The organism is Acinetobacter sp. AB03 (genome assembly GCF_058107045.1).
In genome coordinates, this window is the sequence record NZ_JBUEBA010000002.1 from 57,974 (window position 1) to 77,856 (window position 19,883).

Sequence of the window (19,883 nt, forward strand, 5' to 3'; positions counted from 1 at the left end):
TTTAGAACTGGTAGTTCAAACGCATGAGGAAGCTGCGTGGTGTACCTGGCATAGAGTCCGAACGCCAGTATTCTTTATTGGTCAAGTTACTGACAGCTAAAGTCACATTCCATGGATCAGCACTATAACCAATGGCAGCATCGACGCGATTGAAACCATCCATCTTGGTCAAGTTATTGATGTTTGGATAGTAAGAGCCAACATAAGTCACGCCCACTTCACCATAGAGTTTTTCTGTAGGTAAGTAGCGCACAAATAGGTTACCTGTATTTTTAGAGGTATTTGCTAATGCATTCCCTACATTCTCAGGCTTTTCCTTATCCTTTTTCACTTCAGTATCGGTATAACCATAACCACCACGGACAAATAAGTTGTCCAGTACACGACCGATGAAGCTGAACTCTAAACCTTTGGCTTGATGCTCACCACCTACAGACCAAATGAAGGGTTGTTCTTTGGCATCAGGTTGATAACGAATATTCTTTTTACGAATGTCATAAACCGAAAGTTGTGTGTTTAAGCGTTGGTCTAACCAATCACTCTTAACCCCAATTTCATATTGTTCATTGTATTGCGGTTCTGCGTCATACAAGCTTGGATCAGTAGTGACATCAACAGAAATATTGCCACGACCTCCATAAGGGGCGAAGCTTTTATTGTATGAAGTATAAAAACTGTGTTGTTCTGATGGTTGCCATACAAAGCCAATATTAGGACTGAAGGTCGTATCATCATATTGTTTTGAAAGGTTCTGGATATGATTGGTCGATTTGAAATTGTACTGATCATAGCGCATACCTAACATCATTTTAAGTTCAGGTGTCAGGCTAATTAAATCTTGAGCAAAGAACCCCATTGACTCACCTACGTGATGATTATCAGAGGTTACAGGGAGACGTTCTGAGCTTGGTAACGTATTATATTGGTCTGCTGGATTGTAGGGGTTAATAAAACCATAGTAGCGAGGAACACCTGTACCACTTGAGTAATTCCCTAGTTTTGGTGAGCGGTCTTCACGGCTGACATCTGCACCGACGAGGAGCTGATGCTCTACAGCTCCAGTTTTGAATGAACCAGATATATCAAAAGTATTGGTAATGGTCTTATTCATGGTTTCTTGCCATGCATAGCTTTGACGCACGTAACCATTCCAAGTACATGCTTTCGGCGTTGTTTCTAAAGTGAGATTATTGTTGCAATAGGTGCCACCAAAGAAGTTGTCAAAGTTCTGATAAGCTTGGCGATAACTGAGCGCCCAGTGGAAATTCCAATTTGGCGCATATTGATATTTCACATCAGTACGAATAACTTGTAATTCATCTTCAATAAAATCGCCTTCTTGAGCAAAGCCAGTCTTGATTGAAATACCTGCGGGTAAATTACTATAAGAAGGCCCGCGGTCAGGGGTTCGATTTAATTTGTCATAAGTATATTGTGTGGTCCACGTGAGGGTTTCATCATCATTTTTATAAGTGAAACTTGGCGAGATCATTTCAATTTTACTGTCAATGCCTGAACGGAAACTATCCGCTTCACCGTATTCACCCGTCAAGCGCACAGCCCAGTTGTCATTTATGACTTGGTTAATATCTGCTGTTGCACCGTAGTTATCATATGAGCCTACGTAAGTACCGACGGAACTTTTCGAGTCAAAGTTGGCGTATTTACTCACCATATTGATCACACCACCGCCCGCACTACGACCGTAAAGTACCGAGGCAGGGCCTTTTAAAATTTCAATGCGTTCAATGTTGGCTGTACTACGACGCACTTGGCCACTTTCACGAATACCATCACGGTAAATATCACCCGAGTCGGCAGAGAAACCACGGAGGGTAATGCCATCACCACGCGTATCATAGCTGGTGGATACCCCTGGTGTACCTTGTAACATTACACTGAGGTCGTTAGAGCCATAGATTTTATATTTCTGTACATCGATGGTGTCGATGGTTTGAGGAATGTCTTTTTTCTTTAAACCATTACGGGTGACATTGGCCTGATCGTAATCAACATAGCTTTTGATTGGATCAAGCTCACTCATTGCCTCAATTTTTAAAGTAGGCAGAACTGCTGTTGTGTTCGATTTGTTTGTCGTCGCTTGAGAGGAGGGGTTCTCATTATTTTGTAGCGTTGCTTCATCCGCATAGGCTGCATGCACATTTAAAATCATAAAGCTGAGAAGGCTATATTTGAATAGGTTAGAACCACAAAGCTGCTGTGGTGAAAATTTCATCATGATTTGAGGCTCGGAGAGAGTGAATTGCCAATAAAAATGAGAAGTATAATCATTTACAAAAAATGAACAAGACTTACGGTAATATTCATTTTTTCTACATAGTTTTACTGGGTTGAAAAGTTCAGCTGTACAGGCTTGTTAATTTTTATAAAAAATTGATAAATAAGCATTAAAATTTGAAGAAAATGTAAAAGTATTATTTTTGTGCATTTTCTATGCATTTTTTACAGCTTAAAAGAATGCCTATTTTTTCTTGGCGTCCTTGCTCAGTTTGTACCCAAGGACGGTTTTGCCACGGTGGAGTATGGCGGACATGTTGTGTGTGGCCACAGGAAAGCTCCGCCACCCAATGATGTTCTTCATCGAGATGAAAACCGACAATCGCTTGTTGCACTTAAGTACCTCGACTGACGTGTTGAGGCTGTTCTAAGCCGTTTAAAAAACGCTGACAGAGTTGATGGATGGCTACCAAATCATCGGGATCTAGACCTAAAGAACACGCCAGCTCAAATGGAATGGCTATAATTTTATCTTTGGCTAAGAGTGCTTTTTCCAGCAGAACGACTTTTTTCATACGTTCATCTTCTTTGACAGCAACACGCTTTAAAAACTGTTTTTCTTCTAGTTTTTTAATAATTGGGGTTAAGGTGCCTGAGTCAAAAAAGGTTTTTTGTCCAATCTCGGTCAGCGTCACATTGTCCTGCTCGTATAAAGCCAACAAAACAATAAATTGTGGATAGGTCAGATCGTAAACCTGTAAGCGTGGACGGTATTGACGAACCATCGCATTGGTTGCGGAATACATGGCAAAACACACGCGATTTTCTAAAAGAGGGGTGTCCGCCATATTGCAGTCCTTGGGTGTTAATGTCTGTAAAGCAGTATAAATGAAATAGAGGTAAAAGTGTATTGCGCATAATAGTATTGTACACAAGTTAATTGTGTGCGATATTATTTTGAAAATGAGGTCGGTTCAGTGCTTGAAGCGACTTTAATTAATGACATTTTGATGAATGGAAGAGATGTAATGACCACAATTTATGATTTTCAGGCTGAACTGTTGGAAGGCGAGCAAAAAAATCTGGCAGATTATCAGGGCAAGGTTTTATTGGTGGTGAATACCGCCAGCCAATGTGGTTTAACCCCGCAATTTGAAGGCTTGGAAAAGTTATATCAGGACTATCAACAGCAAGGTCTACTGATTTTAGGTTTTCCCTGCAACCAATTTGCGCAGCAAGACCCTGCGAGTAATGAAGAGATCGGCAGTTTTTGTCAGCGTAATTATGGGGTCTCTTTCCCGATGTTTGCCAAAGTTGACGTGAATGGTCCTACAGCGCATCCGTTGTATCAGTATTTAACCACTGAAGCTAAAGGCATTTTAGGTAGTCAAAGCATCAAGTGGAATTTCACCAAGTTTCTCATTAACCAAAAAGGGCTGGTGGTGAAACGCTATGCGCCAATTGTTAAGCCCGAAAAAATTGCTAAGGATATTCAACGCCTTTTGGCTTAATGGAGAAGGTGTGGAAAGGAGCTGTTGCGTGGTAATAGGCGCATACTTCCTTTGTTGCATCGCGCAGTTAGTATCTGATTTGTTACTACAATGTGTTGTAGTTATTTGAATAAAATAGATTTTTTAATCTCTAATTATTACACAACTTGTTGCACCCAAACCTGAAAACTTCGCTATACTTTTGCCAAGTTTAAAAAATATGAGCGTGAGAATTATGCGTGTACTGGTAGTGATGGACCCGATTGAAACGGTGAATCTCAAAAAAGATTCCACCATGGCCATGTTATGGGCCGCAAGCCGTCGTGGACACGAGCTGGGTTATGCATTACAACACGATTTATATATCGATCAAGGCAAAGCCTTTGGTCTGATTTCTCCCTTAAAAGTGTTTGAAGACTACGATCATTATTTTGAGTTGGGCGAACAGCAAAAAGAGTCCTTGGCCGATTACGATGTGATCTTGATGCGTAAAGATCCGCCGTTCGACATGAACTTTGTCTACACCACCTATATTTTGGAACAAGCGGAACGTGAAGGCGCGTGGATTATCAATAAACCACAGTCCTTACGTGACTGTAATGAAAAACTGTTTGCCACGCAGTTCCCCGAACTCCAAGTCCCTACATTAGTGACTTCACAACAAAGCCTGATCCGTGAATTTATCAAAGAACATGGTGATGTGATTGTGAAGCCTCTTGATGGTATGGGGGGTATGGGAATTTTCCGTTTATATCAAGATGGTGTGAACATTGGCTCAACTTTGGAAATGTTGACGGAAATGGGCACACGTCCGATTATGGCGCAGCGTTATATTCCTGAAATTGTGGAAGGGGATAAGCGTATTTTGCTGGTCAATGGTGAACCTATTCCGTACTGTTTGGCGCGTATTCCACAAAACGGCGAAGTCCGTGGGAATTTGGCCGCAGGTGGTTTGGGTCAAGCACGTCCTTTGACTGAAAACGACAAGGCGATTGCTGCAAAAGTGGGCCCCTTCTTACGTGAAAAAGGTTTGGTTTTTGTCGGACTTGATGTGATTGGCAATTATGTGACCGAGATTAATGTCACCAGTCCAACCTGTATTCGTGAGATTGATGCGCAATTTGGTACCTCGATTGCCGATGATTTATTTGATGTCTTGGAAGCAGGCAAAGCCAGCTAAAACGACAGAAAAGGAACCTGAAATGGTTCCTTTTTTACTTCATGGAGGTGGTCGGTTTTGGAATAGAGCTGTACTTTGCTGCAAAGTGTATAAATTTGGTTGAAAATAAAGCGGATTATGTTGCTAGACACTACAAATTTTCATCCTACTCAAATGTATGCACTCAGATTGTATTTCTAGGCGCTACAATGACGCGAATTGGGTTTTAGAATGATGTTAAATATTTGATTCAAATCAGCTTCATTGTTTTATTTTTAAATATCTCCAATTGTGCTGTTGAGCCTGATTGTGTGCTGTAGTTTGAGTAAAAATGCACATCTGATAACAAATCTAGTTTAAACTTGAAAATCAGTAGAAAAAAACAATCAAATGCCTGTTGAAAAAAAGTAAATAATCTTTCGCGGCTATGCGTTTGTGATTACAATTGATCGCTTAAAATTGAATTTTGTTTCCATATTTTTAGAATTGAAGAATTAGACTGTGACCGAAGCAACACAAACAAAGCCGAAACATGTAATGATGATGGCTGCCGGAACGGGCGGGCATGTTTTTCCAGCACTTGCTGTGGCTAAGGAATTACAGCAACAAGGCTGCCAAGTCTCGTGGCTTGCTACGCCTACAGGTATGGAAAATCGCCTGCTTAAAAATCACGATATCCCAATTTATCAAATTGATATTCAAGGTGTGCGCGGCAATGGCTTAGTCCGCAAAGTATTGGCACCCTTTAAAATTTTAAAAGCCACTTTAAGTGCAATGCGTTACATGAAGCAGCTCAAAGTCGATGCCGTCGCGGGCTTTGGGGGTTATGTCGCTGGGCCAGGTGGATTGGCTGCGCGCGCACTGGGTATTCCTGTGATTATTCATGAGCAGAATGCGATTGCTGGATTTACCAATACGCAGTTATCACGTATTGCCAAAACAGTGTGTCAGGCTTTTCCAAACACCTTTGCGGCACAAGATAAAATTGTGACCACGGGTAATCCCGTCCGCAAAGAGATTACGGAAATTTTAAATCCGTCTTGGCGTTATCAAGAACGTGAAAAAGCTGGGGCCACGCTTCGAGTTTTAATTGTGGGTGGCTCGTTGGGTGCACAAGCGTTAAATGAGTGTGTTCCTGAAGCATTGAAGCAATTGAATGTGCCGTTAAGCGTTTATCATCAGTGTGGTCAAAACCATGCAGAGGCGACCCAAGCGCGTTATGCTGATGCCCCTGAACAGCTTCAGGTTGAAGTTCACCCTTTTATTGAAGATATGGCTCAAGCCTATAGCGATGCCGATTTAATTATTTGCCGTGCTGGGGCGTTAACCGTGACCGAGATTGCGACTGCGGGTGTGGCTGCCGTGTTTGTTCCGCTGCCAAGCGCAGTGGATGATCACCAAACGGCCAATGCAAAGTTTTTAGCCAATATCGGTGCAGCCAAAATTTGCCCGCAAGTAAGCATGACGCCCGAGAGTTTAAAAGCATTATTATTACCCTTGATGAACCGTCAGTTATTGTCTGAAATGGCAGTGAAAGCACGTCAGCAAGCACAACCCGATGCAACCCAACATGTGGTTCGTTTAATTCAAGCATTGTAAACCGAGTATTTTATGTCGCCATCTACGCCTGCTGATCAAGCAAAAAAGTTAATTAAAGTGCCAGAAATGCGCCGTATTAAGCACATCCATTTTATTGGGATTGGTGGTGCAGGTATGTGTGGTATTGCCGAAGTGCTCAAGAACCAAGGTTACAAAGTCTCAGGTTCAGATATCAAGGCGTCAAAAACCACGGCTCAGCTTGAAGAAAACGGCATCAAAGTTTATATCGGCCATACCGCTGAAAATATTCAGGGTGCAAACGTAATTGTGGTGTCGACTGCAATTGATGCAGAAAACCCAGAAATTAAAGCAGCCATTGAAACGCGTACACCTGTGGTGCGCCGTGCAGAAATGCTGGGTGAGCTGATGCGCTACCGTCATGGGATTGCTGTTGCAGGAACACATGGTAAAACCACGACCACTAGCCTTGTCACGTGTATGTTGGCAGAAGAAAATCTCGACCCAACTTATGTGATTGGCGGTTTGCTGAACCGTACTGGTGTGAATGCTGCACTGGGTGCGAGTCGTTTTATCGTGGCAGAGGCAGATGAGTCAGATGCATCATTCCTGCATCTGCAACCGATGGCCACCATCGTGACCAATATTGATGCAGACCACATGGACACCTATGGTGGTAGTTTCGATGTCTTAAAAGATACCTTTGTACAGTTCTTACAAAAACTACCGTTTTACGGCTTGGCTGTGGTATGTGGCGATGATGCCAACATTCGTGAAATCATGCCGCGCATTGGTCGTCCATTGATCACGTATGGTTTTAACGAAGACAATGACATTCGTGCATTGGATATTGAACAAGAAGGCATGCAGTCGCACTTTACCGTATTACGTAAAGATCGTGAGCCTTTGCGTTTAACCATCAATTTGCCGGGTTTGCATAATATTTTAAATGCACTTGCGGCGATTGGTATTGCAACCGATGAAGGTGTGTCTGATGCTGCGATTGCACGTGCGTTGGAAAGTTTCAGCGGTGTAGGTCGTCGTTTCCAAGTACAGGGCGAATTTGACATTGAAGGCGGCAATGTAAAATTGGTGGATGACTATGGTCACCATCCAAAAGAAGTCGAAGCGACCATTAAAGCGGCACGAGCAAGCCATCCAGACCGTCGTTTAGTGATGATGTTCCAGCCGCACCGTTTTAGCCGTACCCGTGACTGTTTCGATGACTTTGTGGATGTACTGTCACATGTCGATCAGTTGTTGCTGCTTGAAGTCTATCCTGCGGGTGAAAAACCGATTGTGGGGGCAGATAGTCGTTCATTGGCGCGTAGTATTCGTTTACGTGGCGATGTAGAGCCGATTTTGATCGATCCGGTCGAAGGTAATTTGCAGCATGCGTTGAAAAAAGTGTTACAAGCGGATGACTTGTTATTGACGCAAGGCGCAGGTAATGTGGGGGCTATCTCGGTTGAGCTTGCAAGCAATCATTTATATTTAAAATAATCACGTTTTGTGATTACTCAATGAATAAAACAGTCATAAAGTTTAAGGATATCAACGTGTCAAATGCTTCAAAATTCGGCAAAGTAGCGGTGTTGCTTGGTGGTAAGTCTGCTGAGCGTGAGGTTTCTCTAGATAGTGGTGCAGCTGTACTTGAAGCATTGGTTCGTTCGGGTGTAAATGCAGAAGCTTTTGACCCGCAAGAGCGTAGTGTGACGGAATTGGTCGGGTATGACCGTGCGTTTATTGTGTTGCATGGTCGCGGTGGGGAAGATGGTCAAATCCAAGGTGTCTTGGAGTGGCTCAACATCCCGTATACTGGAACAGGCGTACAGGGTTCTGCTATTGGTATGGATAAAGTTAAAACCAAGCAAGTTTGGCAGGGTTCAGACTTACCGACAGCGCCCTATCGCATCATTAGCCAAGAGTCAGATTTGGCTGAAGTGGTGGAGAATTTGGGTCTTCCACTGATTATCAAGCCGGTACACGAAGGTTCAAGTGTCGGCATGAGTAAAGTCGAAAAAGCAGAAGATTTGGCAGCGGCAATCGCCAAGGCGACCCAACACGATGCTGTGGTGATGGCTGAAAAATGGATTACGGGACGTGAATTCACGATTTCATTTTTAAATGGTCAACCGCTACCTGTGATTCGTCTACAACCGCCTGCTGATGTGGCTTTTTATGATTATGAAGCGAAATATCAACGTAATGATGTGGAATACGGAATTCCGTGTGGCTTAAGCGCTGAAGAAGAGCAAAAGTTGCAAGCGCTTTGCCTCCGTGCATTCCAAGCTGTGGGTGCAAGTGGTTGGGGCCGTATTGATGCGATGCAAGATGAGCAAGGCAATTTCTGGTTACTAGAAGTGAATACAGTACCCGGTATGACCAGTCACTCCTTGGTGCCGAAAGCAGCAAATGCAGTGGGTTATAGCTTTGATGCGCTTTGTGTCCAAATTTTAGAGCAAACATTGACAGGTGCGGCTCACTAAATGGCGCAATTACCTGCTTCTATGCGCCGTAAACGCGCAGCGATTACTTCAATACACGATAAACCACCGACGCGTAAGGAAAAGCTTGCCAACTTTGGTGGTTGGGTGATGTTGGTCGTTGCCGTGGCGGTGCTGTTGGTTGGTATTTATGGCTTATATCAAGTCATGACAGATGCACGCGTGGCCGAACTTGATGTAGTAGGCGTACGTTCTGAGGCGGAAAAGAATCAGGTGATGGGACATGTTTCAGCGGCCATTACCCATAATTATTTCACCTCAGATTTAGAAGAAATTCGTGATCGAACTTTAGAGCTGGCTTGGGTCGATCGTGTGGTGGTTTCGCGGGCATGGCCGAATGCGATTCGCGTTCGCGTCATGCCTCGGCATGCAATTGCACGTTGGGGGACAGGGCGCCTCTTAAGTGACAGTGGTGACGTATTTAGCGAAGTGACACCGAAAAATAATCAGAATTTGCCTTTATTACACGGCCCAATCAGTCAATCTAAAATGATGATGCGCCGTTATAATGAAATTAATCAATTATTCCAGCCAGTCAATCTCCGTTTAAAAGAACTATATTTAACGGAGCGTATGACTTGGTTTATGCAGTTCGATTCAGGTTTACGTGTTATCGTAGATCAGGATCAAACCATGAGTAAGCTGCAACGTTTGAGTTATTTGGCTCAAAGTGATTTGAAGCCAGTTTGGGCCAAAGTATCTGCCATTGATTTGCGTTATCGGAATGGCTTGGCCATCCAATGGAAGAATGCTGCCGCACCAAAGATAGCAAATGGTCATTTTGTTGTAACTATTGATGACACAAGCATTGCAGGTGGAGCAGCAGCAAAGCCATAATACTTGGCTTTAAAACAGAGGCATAAAGCCATAAATTAAACAAACATGTGATGGTAGTAGTAAATAATGAATGAAGCGGTTCCCTCAGTTGTTGCGATTGACATTGGGACGCACAAAGTTTCAGTTTTGATTGGTAAGGTACATGCGCCAGACAATATCCAAGTGATAGGAATGGCAACTGCTCGTAACCGAGGCATGAATAAAGGAAAAATTGTAAGTCTTGATAAAGTCATTACAGCGATAAAAAATGCCGTGCAAGAAGCAGAAGATATGGCTGAATGCCGTGTCCATTCCGCGTGGGTGTCGATCCCAAGTGCCGAGTTAAAAAGCTTTTATGCATCTGGACGAACGCCAGTTGAAAATACTGACCATACAATTACAACAAGTGAAGTGGTTCGTGCATTAGAGTTGGCCAAAGCCAGCCACATGACCTCGGATCATTATTTGGTCAGTGCTGTTCCACTGGGCTTTGAGCTGGATGACTCCACTGAGTGGGTACAAAACCCAATACGGATGTCTGCACATAGCATGATTGGTCATTATCAGTTGATGATGTTACCAATTAGTACCATGCAAAACCTTGATCGGGCCTTAAAAGGCGCGAACATCGGGGTGGAGAAACTGGTGGTGTCTTGTCTGGCAACGGCAGAGGCGAGCCTACTCAAAGATGAAAAAGAGTATGGTGTTTGTTTAGTCGATATTGGTGCAGGTACCACCAATATTGCGGTGTATTTGGATGGTCGTTTGGCGTTGACACATACTTTGCAGCGTGGTGGCGAACATGTCACCCGTGATATTGCTGCTGTGTTACAAACCACCACTGAAGAAGCTGAGCGAATTAAATTACTCTATGGGTGTGTCGACATTAAGTCGGTTAAGCCGGACCATATGATTCAGATCCAAGGGATTGATGGTCCGCAAACGATTAGTCGTATTGAGCTGACTGAAATCGTGATTGCGCGTTATGAAGAAATCTTAGGCCAAGTTCGCCAAGAGCTAGAGCGTAATGGTGCGATTCATGGTTTGTATCATGGTGTGGTGTTAACTGGTGATGCCAGTCAAATCGAAGGTATGGTGACGCTGACTCGTCGTATGTTGGGTGTGTCTGCACATTTGGGTAATCCACCTGTGCAAGTGACAGCAGATGAGCAAAATATTGCCGCACTGCGTCGCTCTCAGTATGCCACTGCTGCAGGTTTGTTGATGTTTAGTCAGAGCGAAACACAAGAAACCATAGTGGAACCAGAAGATACAGAAAAACTGTCTCTGATTAAACGCGTTGGACGTGCTTGGTCTGGACTCTATGAAAAGCTGAAATCTGTTTTTTAAGTTGAATTTTTTTGGAATATTGTTAAGAAGTTGTACAACGCATCGCTTAAACTTGACAAGCTATGGCTTGCACAGCATGCTTAAAAGCAATTTTGTTTATTAAGATCAAGGCAGTATACGGGCTTAAGTGACTGCCAATAACGAATTAGGAAATCTATAGGTCATGGCCTCATTTGAATTTTTAGAAGATGATCAAACCGATAGCAACGGTCAAGCCCGTTTTACTGTGTTTGGTGTTGGTGGTGCAGGTGGTAACGCCGTACAACACATGCTTGAGTCAGATATTCAAGGTGTAAAATTTGTATGTGCCAATACGGACAAGCAAGCGCTAGACCGTATGAATGCACAATTCAAAATCCAGTTGGGTGAGCAAAGTACCCGTGGCTTGGGTGCGGGCGCCAATCCAAATGTAGGTCAAGCAGCGGCTGAAGAAAGTCGTGACTTGATTCGTCAGCACCTTGAAGGTACTGACATGGTGTTTGTCACTGCTGGTATGGGCGGTGGTACAGGTACAGGTGCTGCGCCAGTGGTTGCTGAAATTGCCAAAGAAATGGGCATTTTAACCGTAGGCGTAGTAACGACACCGTTTAACTTTGAAGGTAAACGTCGTCTTCAGTCTGCTGAGCAAGGCATTGAAGCATTAGAAGCGCATGTAGATTCTTTAATCATCATTCCAAACCAACGTTTGTTAAAAGTTTTCCGTGACATCTCAATGAAAGATGCTTACAAAAAAGCGGATGATGTCTTATTAAATGCGGTCCGTAGTATCTTTGATTTGGTGGTGCGCCCAGGTCATATTAACCTTGACTTTGCTGACTTGAAAACTGCGATGAGCACACGTGGTTATGCCATGATGGGTGCGGGTTTAGGTCGTGGTGAAAACCGCGCACGCCAAGCAGCTGAACAAGCGATCCGTAGTCCATTGCTGGATAACGTCACCATTATGAATGCCAAAGGGATTCTGATTAATGTGACTGGTGGTGATGACGTTACGTTTGGCGAAATCGAAGAAATTACCGACGTTGTGAATCAAATTGTCGATCTAGATGAAGGCCAAGTCTTCTACGGTACCGTATTTGATCCAGATGCGCGTGATGAAATCAGTGTCACTGTCATTGCAACAGGTTTGACTCGAAATTCAGCAGATTCTGCTGAGCCAGTGAAGCGTCCAAATGCACATGTGCAGGTAGCACAACATGGGCATGCAACGCAAGCGGTTGTTGAAGATGATGATGTGCCTGCAATCCAGCGTCAGAACCAAGACGCGGCTGCTGCAGCGAGTTCTGCATCGACAGTGAGTGCTGCACGTCCAACACCAATGAGTATTCAGGATTACCTGAAAAATCAACAACGTAAGTAGTATTTATTGATGTGGTTAAGCCACATGTGATGAAGAAAAGGTAGTCTCTGACTACCTTTTTGTTTTTTATCAATGGCTAAATATGCTAACGTATAGCGGTTTAGTGGTGAGATGGTATGAAACATGTTGAAACAAAGAACTCTACAACGTGTCGTTAAAGCAAGCGGCATTGGTTTGCATAGTGGTCAAAAAGTCTTAATTAACTTTGTGCCACATCATGCGGACGGAGGAATTGTGTTTCGTCGTATCGATCTCAATCCACCCGTCGACATTCGTGCAAATGCGATGTTGATCCAAGAAGCCTTCATGTGTTCAAACTTGGTTCAAGAAGATGCCAAAGTCGGTACGATTGAACATGTTATGAGTGCAATTGCAGGTCTGGGTATTGATAACCTGATCATTGAAGTGTCTGCCTCTGAAGTCCCAATTATGGATGGTAGTGCAGGTCCGTTTATTTACTTGCTCATGCAAGGTGGTCTCAAAGAACTGGTTGCCCCTAAAAAATTTATAAAAATCCTCAGACCTGTAGAAGCACTTATCGACGACAAACGCGCCATTTTCCGCCCACATGAGGGTTTCCAACTCAACTTTACCATTGACTTCGACCATCCCGCTTTTAAGAAAGAATATCAGTCTGCCACTATTGATTTTTCAACAGAAACCTTTGTTTATGAAGTCAGCGAAGCTCGTACTTTTGGTTTTATGAAAGATTTGGACTACCTCAAAGCCAATAATCTCGCTTTGGGGGCAAGTTTAGACAATGCCATTGGCGTTGATGAAACGGGGGTGGTGAATGAAGAAGGTTTACGCTTCTCAGATGAATTTGTTCGTCACAAAATATTAGATGCGGTGGGGGATCTTTACTTGCTCGGTCACCAAATTATTGCCAAATTTGATGGATATAAGTCTGGGCATGCTTTGAATAATCAATTATTGCGCAATGTCCAAAGTGATCCAAGCAGCTATGAAATTGTAACATTTAATGACGAAGATCAGTGTCCAATTCCTTATGTGAGTGTGACTTAAGTCATTGTCTTTATTGTGTGACGTTATATTGTAACAAGCATAAATGTGATGAATTTATCATTTTAAAAACGCAATTCTGACGCGGGTCGAGACGAGGTTACTTTTTTTTGCTTGCCAAACGGCGCATTGCTTGGCTAAGCTTAGGGTCGCTCACAAAGTCAGCAGCACCTCGAATTAAGTCTTGAGTTTCTGTGCTTAGCGATCTTGAAATAGATTGTATCTTTGCGGGTGTTTGAGAGGGGATTCTCAAACGAACTTGGAGTTTTTGTAGGTCTTTAAACTCATCAAGTTCCGACAGTTGTGCAATATATTGTTTTTGAAGGTAACCAAGTTGACTAATCATCGCTTGATTTTCGCCGGTAATCGTCAAAATACCATATTGATAACAAACAACCTGCCACTGCTCTGGTTGCGGTAGGATAGGTTGAATCAGTTTTGTAAGTTTCTGCCATGCAGTCACTTGCTTTGAGAGAAACGTTAAGTTTCCTGTTTTTATGTGTTTTCTGGTTTGTTGAAAGAGATTCACTGGTTCGGACATACATATTTCCTTCATGTTAATGTCTTAATCTTATGCGCTTCTTTCGGTAGATATCAAGGACGAGATCACGCAAGAAACATTCGTAAGAACAGTTTTAAGAGGTTTTTTATGCATATGCGACGTATTTTGTTGGCTTTTTCTTTTGCGGCATCGGCTGCTTCAGTAGCCTTCGCTGATTTGGTAGAACTCAATACAAATAATGCTTCTTCGGATCGAATTGAGCAATTGACACGCACATTATCGGAAGGTGCTTATACTGAATCGAATGATATTGATGTTCCTGTCGAAACGAAAATGACCGTTCAGCTCCGTGAAAAAACGGTTGAACTCAACAACGCCTCATTGGCGAAAAAATACGGTTCGGAATCCTCTGCAAAAAGTTTTTCAAATAATCCATATTCGTGGTTAGTGACACACCCACTTCCAAGCGCACGTGTTAGCTCTAGTTATGGTGGTCGTACCATGAATGGTCGTGCTGAGCGCCACTCAGGTCTAGATCTTGCTGCGCCAAGCGGTACACCGATTTATGCGACAGGCCCAGGGATTGTGACCAAGTCAGGCTGGGGTACAGGTTATGGTCAATACGTTGAAATTAACCATGGCAATGGTTATATCACGCGCTATGCTCATGCATCACGTTTAATTGCTCGTGTTGGTGACCGTGTAGACGCTGGTGAACATATTGCCAATGTCGGATGCACAGGTCGTTGTACTGGCCCACATTTACACTATGAAGTAGTGAAAGATGGTCAACGCAAAAACCCATCGACTTATTTAGCAATGTTGCCTTAAATCCGATTTGATCGATGATCCGAACTTACCGTTGGTCTGATGCTTGAAAAAGGAATACAGCTCTGATGGAATCTAAGTTAGCATCAAAAAACAGCATTAAATGTATAAAAAACCGCCTAAATTGGCGGTTTTTTGTTATCTTGGGTAACGAATGGTCAATGACTATTTAGTTGCTAAATAGTAGGGCTCAGCCATATTCAGCTGTAGCGATACTCTTATAGGACGAAAGTATGATACATATTAGCGTATAAGATTAGGATATCGAAATAGGTGAATTATGGCGTTTTATGGTGATACTGACGCGCAAGAAACGCAAGAATGGCAAGATGCGTTTGACTCCGTTTTACAATACATGGGGACTGAGCGTGCAGCTTTTCTACTGGAAAAACTGTATCAACAAGCAATCGCTAAACATGTCCCTATTCAGCGTTTAAACACGCCTTATTTAAATACAATTTCAGTGGCTGAAGAACCTGCAATGCCAGGCGATCAAGACATGGAGCGTCGTATCCGTGCGTTGATTCGTTGGAATGCGCTAGCGATGGTACTCCGTGCCAATAAAACGGGTGATGACTTAGGTGGTCACTTGGCAAGTTTCGCATCTTCAGCAACTTTATATGATGTCGGTTTTAACCACTTTTTCCGTGCCAATAATGACAACTTTGGCGGGGACATGATTTATTATCAAGGTCACTGTGCGCCAGGTATTTATGCGCGTTCGTTCCTTGAAGGTCGTTTGACTGAAGAGCATCTAAACAATTTCCGTCGCGAAGTAGACGGTGTTGGCTTACCTTCTTATCCGCATCCATACTTAATGCCTGATTATTGGCAGTTCCCAACGGTATCGATGGGTCTTGGCCCAATCATGTCGATTTACCAAGCACATATTCAAAAATATTTGATGAACCGTGGTTTGATTAAAGAAGAAAATCGCAAAGTTTGGGCATACCTTGGTGATGGCGAGATGGATGAGCCAGAAAGCACAGGTGCAATTTCACTTGCGGGTCGTGAAAAATTAGACAATCTCATTTGGGTTGTAAACTGTAACTTACAGCGTCTAGATGGCCCAGTACGTGGTAACGGTAAAATTATTCAAGAATTAGAATCTTTATTCCGTGGTGCGGGCTGGCGTGTCATTAAAGTGGTTTGGGGCCGTCATTGGGACCCACTACTTGCAAAAGACAAAACTGGTGCTTTAAAGTCGGTGATGGAAGAAACACTGGATGGCGAATACCAACGCTTACAAGTGAAGGGCGGTGCATATGCACGCGAAAAATTCTTTGGTAAATACCCAGAAGCGGCTGAGTTGATTAAAGACTTAAGCGATGAAGATATTGATAACCTGAACCGTGGTGGTCATGACCCGTACAAAGTTTTTGCAGCCTATGCAGAAGCATGTACAGCCAAAGGTCAACCAACTGTAATCTTAGCGAAAACTGTTAAAGGTTATGGCTTATCTGATGAAATTGAAGCGGTAAACAAAACGCATCAAATCAAAAAGATGCAAATCGAATCTTTAAAATATGTACGTGATCGCTTCAATTTGCCATTTAACGATGAGCAATTAGAAGAAGTGCCTTTCTATCGTCCAAGCGAAAACTCGCCTGAATTGAAATATATGAAAGCACGTCGTGAAGCACTAGGTGGTTACTTACCTGCACGTCGTAAAGAAAGCGAGCAGTTGGCTATTCCAGAACTTTCTGTCTTTGATGCAGTCTTAAAAGGCTCACAAGGCAAAGAACAATCAACCACCATGGTGATGGTTCGTTTAATCGCTGCATTGTTAAAAGAAAAAGCAATTAAAGACCGTGTTGTGCCAATCGTTCCTGATGAAGCACGTACTTTCGGTCTAGAAGGTATGTTCCGTCAGTTAGGTATTTATGCAGCCAATGGTCAGCATTACACGCCTGAAGACCAAGAACAGTTGATGCATTACCGTGAAGCAAAAGATGGTCATATGCTTCAAGAAGGCATTAACGAAGCAGGTGCAATGAGCGCTTGGGCAGCATTGGCAACCAGTTATTCAACCAATAACTTACCCATGATTCCAATGTACATGTACTACTCTATGTTTGGTTTTCAACGTATTGGCGACATTGCATGGGCTGCAGGTGATGCACAAGCACAAGGTTTCTTATTGGGTGCAACAGCAGGTCGTACCACGCTAAACGGTGAAGGTTTACAACACCAAGATGGTCACTCACATATTCTTGCGAACACGATTCCGAACTGTGTGTCGTATGACCCATGTTTTGGTTATGAATTAGCAGTTATTGTGCATGATGGTTTACAACGCATGTATGTGAACCAAGAGCGTATTTTCTATTACTTAACGGTAATGAACGAAAACTACGAGCATCCTGAAATGCCAGTAGGTGCTGAAGAAGGCATTAAACGTGGCATGTACTTACTTCAGAAAGATGAAAAAGCCACTGTTCAGTTGATGGGTTCAGGTGTGATTCTGCGTGAAGTCATTAAAGCTGCTCAAATCTTACGTGATGAATACCAAATCCATTCAAATGTATTTAGCGTAACAAGTTTCAATGAGCTTGCACGTGATGGTATGGCATGTGAAGAATATAACCGCTTGCATCCAATGAGCGAGAATGTGAAAGAGGCTTGGGTGACTGAGCAACTGCGCGGTACAGAAGGTATCGTAGTTTCTGCAACAGATCATATGCGTGCTTATAGCGAACAAATTCGTGCATATCTTCCAGACAACCGTCCATTCGTAGCATTGGGTACAGATGGTTATGGTCGTTCAGATTCACGCGCTAAATTACGTAGCTACTTTGGTGTAGATGCTGCACATATTGTGGTTGCCACACTGAAGAAATTGGCTGATGAAGGTGAGGTGGATGCACGCTTAGTGAAAGATGCCATCTCTACATTTGAATTAGATACGGACCGTCCAGTAGCTTGGGCTCCTCAAGCAACGCCATCTGTACACGCTGTAGCTGACTACAAAGAGGAGAAATAAGTATGCAAATTACAACTCCTGATATTGGTGTAGATAAAGCCGTTGTTGCTGAAATTTTGATCAAAGTTGGCGATACCATTGCGGTTGATGACAGTGTTGTTCTATTAGAATCAGACAAAGCATCTGTTGAAGTGCCTAGCACTTCAGCAGGCGTTGTTAAAAGCATTTTAGTAAACTTAGGTGACTCGGTTGCTGAAGGTGCAGCGCTGATTGAGCTGGAAGCCGAGGGACAAACTGAAGCGCCAGCAGTACAAGCTCAGGTTGACGTTGTACAAGCTGAAGAAAAGACTGCACCCGCTGCTGTTGCTGAAACGGTTGCACCCGCTGCGACTACAGCATCACAAGTGATTGATGTGCAAGTACCAGACATTGGTGTGGAAAAAGCAACCGTTGGTGAAATTTTGGTGTCGGTTGGCGATCAAATTGACGTCGATCAAAGCATCCTTGTGGTTGAGTCAGACAAAGCGACTGTGGAAGTACCGAGTACGATTTCAGGCACAGTGCAATCAATTAGCGTTCAAGTTGGTGACAGTGTTAAAGAAGGCGTAGTGATTCTGACTGTAAAAACAGCAGCTTCAGTTGCACCAGTGACTGCTGAGCCTACGCAAGTTGCAGCACCTCAAGCCACTGAAACTCAGCCTGCTGAAGCGGCGCCACAAGTTGCTGCTGCGCCTGCAGGTGCGGTTGAAATTGCAGTGCCTGACTTGGGTGTAGACAAAGCGGCTGTTGCTGAAATTTTGGTGTCAGTAGGTGATACGGTTGAAAAAGACCAAAGTATCATCGTGGTTGAATCAGACAAAGCAACGGTTGAAGTACCAAGTACAACAGCAGGTGTGATTAAAGCCATTCATGTTGCATTGGGACAAAATGTATCGGAAGGTGTGGCTTTGGTGACCATTGAAGGTGAATCTTCATCAGCACCTGCGGCGGCTTCTGCTCCAGCGCCTAAAGCTGAAGTTAAAGCGCAGCCTGCGCCAGCAGCACAGTCAGTTGCGGCTCCTGTGTCAGAACAGGGTGCAGACAAGCTGACGAAAGCGCAGAATGACGCCAATGCGAAAGTCTATGCAGGCCCAGCTGTACGCAAGCTGGCGCGTGAATTAGGCGTCGTATTGTCTGAAGTAAGAGCGTCTGGCCCGCATGCGCGTGTCATGAAGGAAGACCTGAAAGCATTTGTCAAAGCGCGTTTAACTGCGCCTCAGGCTGCTCCAGCCGCTCAGGCTGCTGCTCAAGTTTCTGGCTTGCCAAAGCTTCCGGATTTCACAGCGTTTGGCGGTGTCGAAGAGAAAGTGCTGACACGTCTGCAACAAGTCTCTATTCCGCAGTTGTCTTTAAACAACTATATTCCACAAGTCACTCAGTTTGATTTGGCAGATATTACTGAGCTTGAAGCTTGGCGTAATGACCTTAAAGGTAACTTCAAGAAAGATGGCATTAGCTTGACCATTATGGCGTTCATTATTAAAGCTGTTGCGCATTTGCTGAAAGAAGAGCGTGATTTTGCAGGTCACTTGGCTGATGATGGCAAGTCTGTACTCTTGCGTAACGAAATCCATATGGGCATTGCTGTAGCAACACCAGATGGTTTAACCGTTCCTGTACTCCGTAATCCAGACCAGAAATCGATTAAAGACATTGCGGTGGAGCTCGGTGTATTGGGTCAGAAAGCACGTGATAAGAAGCTTTCGCCGAAAGATCTACAAGGTGCAAACTTCACGATTTCAAGCTTAGGTGCAATTGGTGGTACGGCATTTACACCATTGGTGAACTGGCCACAAGTCGCTATTTTGGGGATTTCTCCAGCGATGATGCAACCAGTATGGAATGGTCAAGGTTTTGATCCGAAACTGATGTTGCCGTTGTCACTGTCTTATGATCACCGTGTGATCAATGGGGCGGATGCAGCGCGCTTTACCAATAAGCTGACCAAGTTGCTGAAAGACATCCGTACTTTGCTGATCTAATGATCTAGCTTTTAGCCCTGTGGGTTTCTCTTCTCAAAAGAGAAAAATAGCGGCTGGAAGCACTGCAAAAATACTTCAATAAAGACTCTGCTTCGGCAGGGTCTTTTGT

Annotated in this window: 16 protein-coding genes; 12 read left to right on the forward strand and 4 right to left on the reverse strand. The window is 43.6% G+C overall.

Features of this window, described 5'->3' with window-relative positions; all coding sequences use genetic code 11:
* Position 1 precedes the first annotated feature (1 nt).
* The 3 genes from ACY3FQ_RS00470 to ACY3FQ_RS00480 form a co-directional block, all read right to left on the reverse strand.
* Positions 2-2,239 carry a TonB-dependent receptor gene (locus ACY3FQ_RS00470; RefSeq protein ID WP_058951524.1) on the reverse strand — a complete coding sequence of 746 codons (2,238 nt, stop codon included), beginning with the start codon at positions 2,237-2,239 and terminating at the stop codon, positions 2-4.
* Between the two features lie 196 nt (positions 2,240-2,435).
* Positions 2,436-2,633 (reverse strand): DUF3565 domain-containing protein, encoded by a 198-nt coding sequence (locus ACY3FQ_RS00475; RefSeq protein WP_058951525.1) that lies wholly within the window; start codon positions 2,631-2,633, stop codon positions 2,436-2,438.
* Positions 2,634-3,086 (reverse strand): MarR family winged helix-turn-helix transcriptional regulator, encoded by a 453-nt coding sequence (locus ACY3FQ_RS00480; RefSeq protein ID WP_063454394.1) that lies wholly within the window; start codon positions 3,084-3,086, stop codon positions 2,634-2,636. It lies immediately after the preceding gene.
* A 180-nt stretch (positions 3,087-3,266) separates the two neighbouring features.
* Between ACY3FQ_RS00480 and ACY3FQ_RS00485 the strand changes: the two genes are divergently transcribed.
* The 9 genes from ACY3FQ_RS00485 (at position 3,267) to lpxC (ending at position 13,503) form a co-directional block, all read left to right on the forward strand.
* Positions 3,267-3,749 carry a glutathione peroxidase gene (locus tag ACY3FQ_RS00485; RefSeq protein WP_058952487.1) on the forward strand — a complete coding sequence of 161 codons (483 nt, stop codon included), beginning with the start codon at positions 3,267-3,269 and terminating at the stop codon, positions 3,747-3,749.
* 214 nt (positions 3,750-3,963) lie between these two features.
* Positions 3,964-4,908 carry a glutathione synthase gene (gene gshB, locus ACY3FQ_RS00490; RefSeq protein ID WP_058870511.1) on the forward strand — a complete coding sequence of 315 codons (945 nt, stop codon included), beginning with the start codon at positions 3,964-3,966 and terminating at the stop codon, positions 4,906-4,908.
* A 480-nt stretch (positions 4,909-5,388) separates the two neighbouring features.
* Positions 5,389-6,486, forward strand: coding sequence for an undecaprenyldiphospho-muramoylpentapeptide beta-N-acetylglucosaminyltransferase (gene murG, locus ACY3FQ_RS00495; protein WP_159152740.1), 1,098 nt, complete (start codon positions 5,389-5,391; stop codon positions 6,484-6,486).
* Between the two features lie 12 nt (positions 6,487-6,498).
* A complete protein-coding gene (murC, locus tag ACY3FQ_RS00500; RefSeq protein WP_131230819.1) occupies positions 6,499-7,947 on the forward strand; it encodes a UDP-N-acetylmuramate--L-alanine ligase in 1,449 nt (482 codons plus the stop codon).
* 56 nt (positions 7,948-8,003) lie between these two features.
* Positions 8,004-8,933, forward strand: coding sequence for a D-alanine--D-alanine ligase (locus tag ACY3FQ_RS00505; protein WP_159152739.1), 930 nt, complete (start codon positions 8,004-8,006; stop codon positions 8,931-8,933).
* On the forward strand, positions 8,934-9,788 hold the full coding sequence (locus tag ACY3FQ_RS00510; protein WP_094148484.1) for a cell division protein FtsQ/DivIB: 855 nt from the start codon (positions 8,934-8,936) through the stop codon (positions 9,786-9,788).
* Positions 9,789-9,854: 66 nt separating this feature from the next.
* Positions 9,855-11,117, forward strand: a complete 1,263-nt coding sequence (gene ftsA / locus ACY3FQ_RS00515) for a cell division protein FtsA (protein ID WP_201952872.1) — start codon at positions 9,855-9,857, stop codon at positions 11,115-11,117.
* A gap of 163 nt (positions 11,118-11,280) precedes the next feature.
* Positions 11,281-12,477 (forward strand): cell division protein FtsZ, encoded by a 1,197-nt coding sequence (gene ftsZ, locus ACY3FQ_RS00520; protein ID WP_125273738.1) that lies wholly within the window; start codon positions 11,281-11,283, stop codon positions 12,475-12,477.
* Positions 12,478-12,600: 123 nt separating this feature from the next.
* Positions 12,601-13,503 (forward strand): UDP-3-O-acyl-N-acetylglucosamine deacetylase, encoded by a 903-nt coding sequence (gene lpxC, locus ACY3FQ_RS00525; protein WP_489773503.1) that lies wholly within the window; start codon positions 12,601-12,603, stop codon positions 13,501-13,503.
* A 97-nt stretch (positions 13,504-13,600) separates the two neighbouring features.
* Here the strand turns inward: lpxC and ACY3FQ_RS00530 are convergent, their stop codons facing one another.
* Complete coding sequence (locus tag ACY3FQ_RS00530; RefSeq protein ID WP_058870506.1) at positions 13,601-14,041, reverse strand: hypothetical protein; 441 nt, start codon at positions 14,039-14,041, stop codon at positions 13,601-13,603.
* Positions 14,042-14,149: 108 nt separating this feature from the next.
* On the opposite strand from ACY3FQ_RS00530, the gene ACY3FQ_RS00535 reads away from it, so the two are divergent.
* The 3 genes from ACY3FQ_RS00535 to ACY3FQ_RS00545 all read left to right on the forward strand — a co-directional run bounded on the left by ACY3FQ_RS00535 (position 14,150) and on the right by ACY3FQ_RS00545 (position 19,774).
* Positions 14,150-14,833, forward strand: a complete 684-nt coding sequence (locus tag ACY3FQ_RS00535; RefSeq protein ID WP_489773504.1) for a M23 family metallopeptidase — start codon at positions 14,150-14,152, stop codon at positions 14,831-14,833.
* 277 nt (positions 14,834-15,110) lie between these two features.
* Positions 15,111-17,813 (forward strand): pyruvate dehydrogenase (acetyl-transferring), homodimeric type, encoded by a 2,703-nt coding sequence (aceE, locus tag ACY3FQ_RS00540; protein ID WP_489773505.1) that lies wholly within the window; start codon positions 15,111-15,113, stop codon positions 17,811-17,813.
* Positions 17,814-17,815: 2 nt separating this feature from the next.
* Positions 17,816-19,774: a 2-oxo acid dehydrogenase subunit E2 gene (locus ACY3FQ_RS00545; protein ID WP_489773506.1), complete on the forward strand. Its 1,959-nt coding sequence runs from the start codon at positions 17,816-17,818 to the stop codon at positions 19,772-19,774.
* Positions 19,775-19,883: the final 109 nt, after the last annotated feature.

Bases quoted from the DNA above. Each gene is read 5' to 3' on its own strand.
- ftsZ (WP_125273738.1), top strand. From the start codon at position 11,281: ATGGCCTCATTTGAATTTTTAGAAGATGATCAAACCGATAGCAACGGT.
- gshB (WP_058870511.1), top strand. From the start codon at position 3,964: ATGCGTGTACTGGTAGTGATGGACCCGATTGAAACGGTGAATCTCAAA.
- ftsA (WP_201952872.1), top strand. From the start codon at position 9,855: ATGAATGAAGCGGTTCCCTCAGTTGTTGCGATTGACATTGGGACGCAC.
- ACY3FQ_RS00510 (WP_094148484.1), top strand. From the start codon at position 8,934: ATGGCGCAATTACCTGCTTCTATGCGCCGTAAACGCGCAGCGATTACT.
- murC (WP_131230819.1), top strand. From the start codon at position 6,499: ATGTCGCCATCTACGCCTGCTGATCAAGCAAAAAAGTTAATTAAAGTG.
- aceE (WP_489773505.1), top strand. From the start codon at position 15,111: ATGGCGTTTTATGGTGATACTGACGCGCAAGAAACGCAAGAATGGCAA.
- ACY3FQ_RS00480 (WP_063454394.1), bottom strand. From the start codon at position 3,086: ATGGCGGACACCCCTCTTTTAGAAAATCGCGTGTGTTTTGCCATGTAT.
- ACY3FQ_RS00530 (WP_058870506.1), bottom strand. From the start codon at position 14,041: ATGTCCGAACCAGTGAATCTCTTTCAACAAACCAGAAAACACATAAAA.
- ACY3FQ_RS00485 (WP_058952487.1), top strand. From the start codon at position 3,267: ATGACCACAATTTATGATTTTCAGGCTGAACTGTTGGAAGGCGAGCAA.
- ACY3FQ_RS00470 (WP_058951524.1), bottom strand. From the start codon at position 2,239: ATGATGAAATTTTCACCACAGCAGCTTTGTGGTTCTAACCTATTCAAA.
- ACY3FQ_RS00535 (WP_489773504.1), top strand. From the start codon at position 14,150: ATGCATATGCGACGTATTTTGTTGGCTTTTTCTTTTGCGGCATCGGCT.
- lpxC (WP_489773503.1), top strand. From the start codon at position 12,601: ATGTTGAAACAAAGAACTCTACAACGTGTCGTTAAAGCAAGCGGCATT.
- ACY3FQ_RS00545 (WP_489773506.1), top strand. From the start codon at position 17,816: ATGCAAATTACAACTCCTGATATTGGTGTAGATAAAGCCGTTGTTGCT.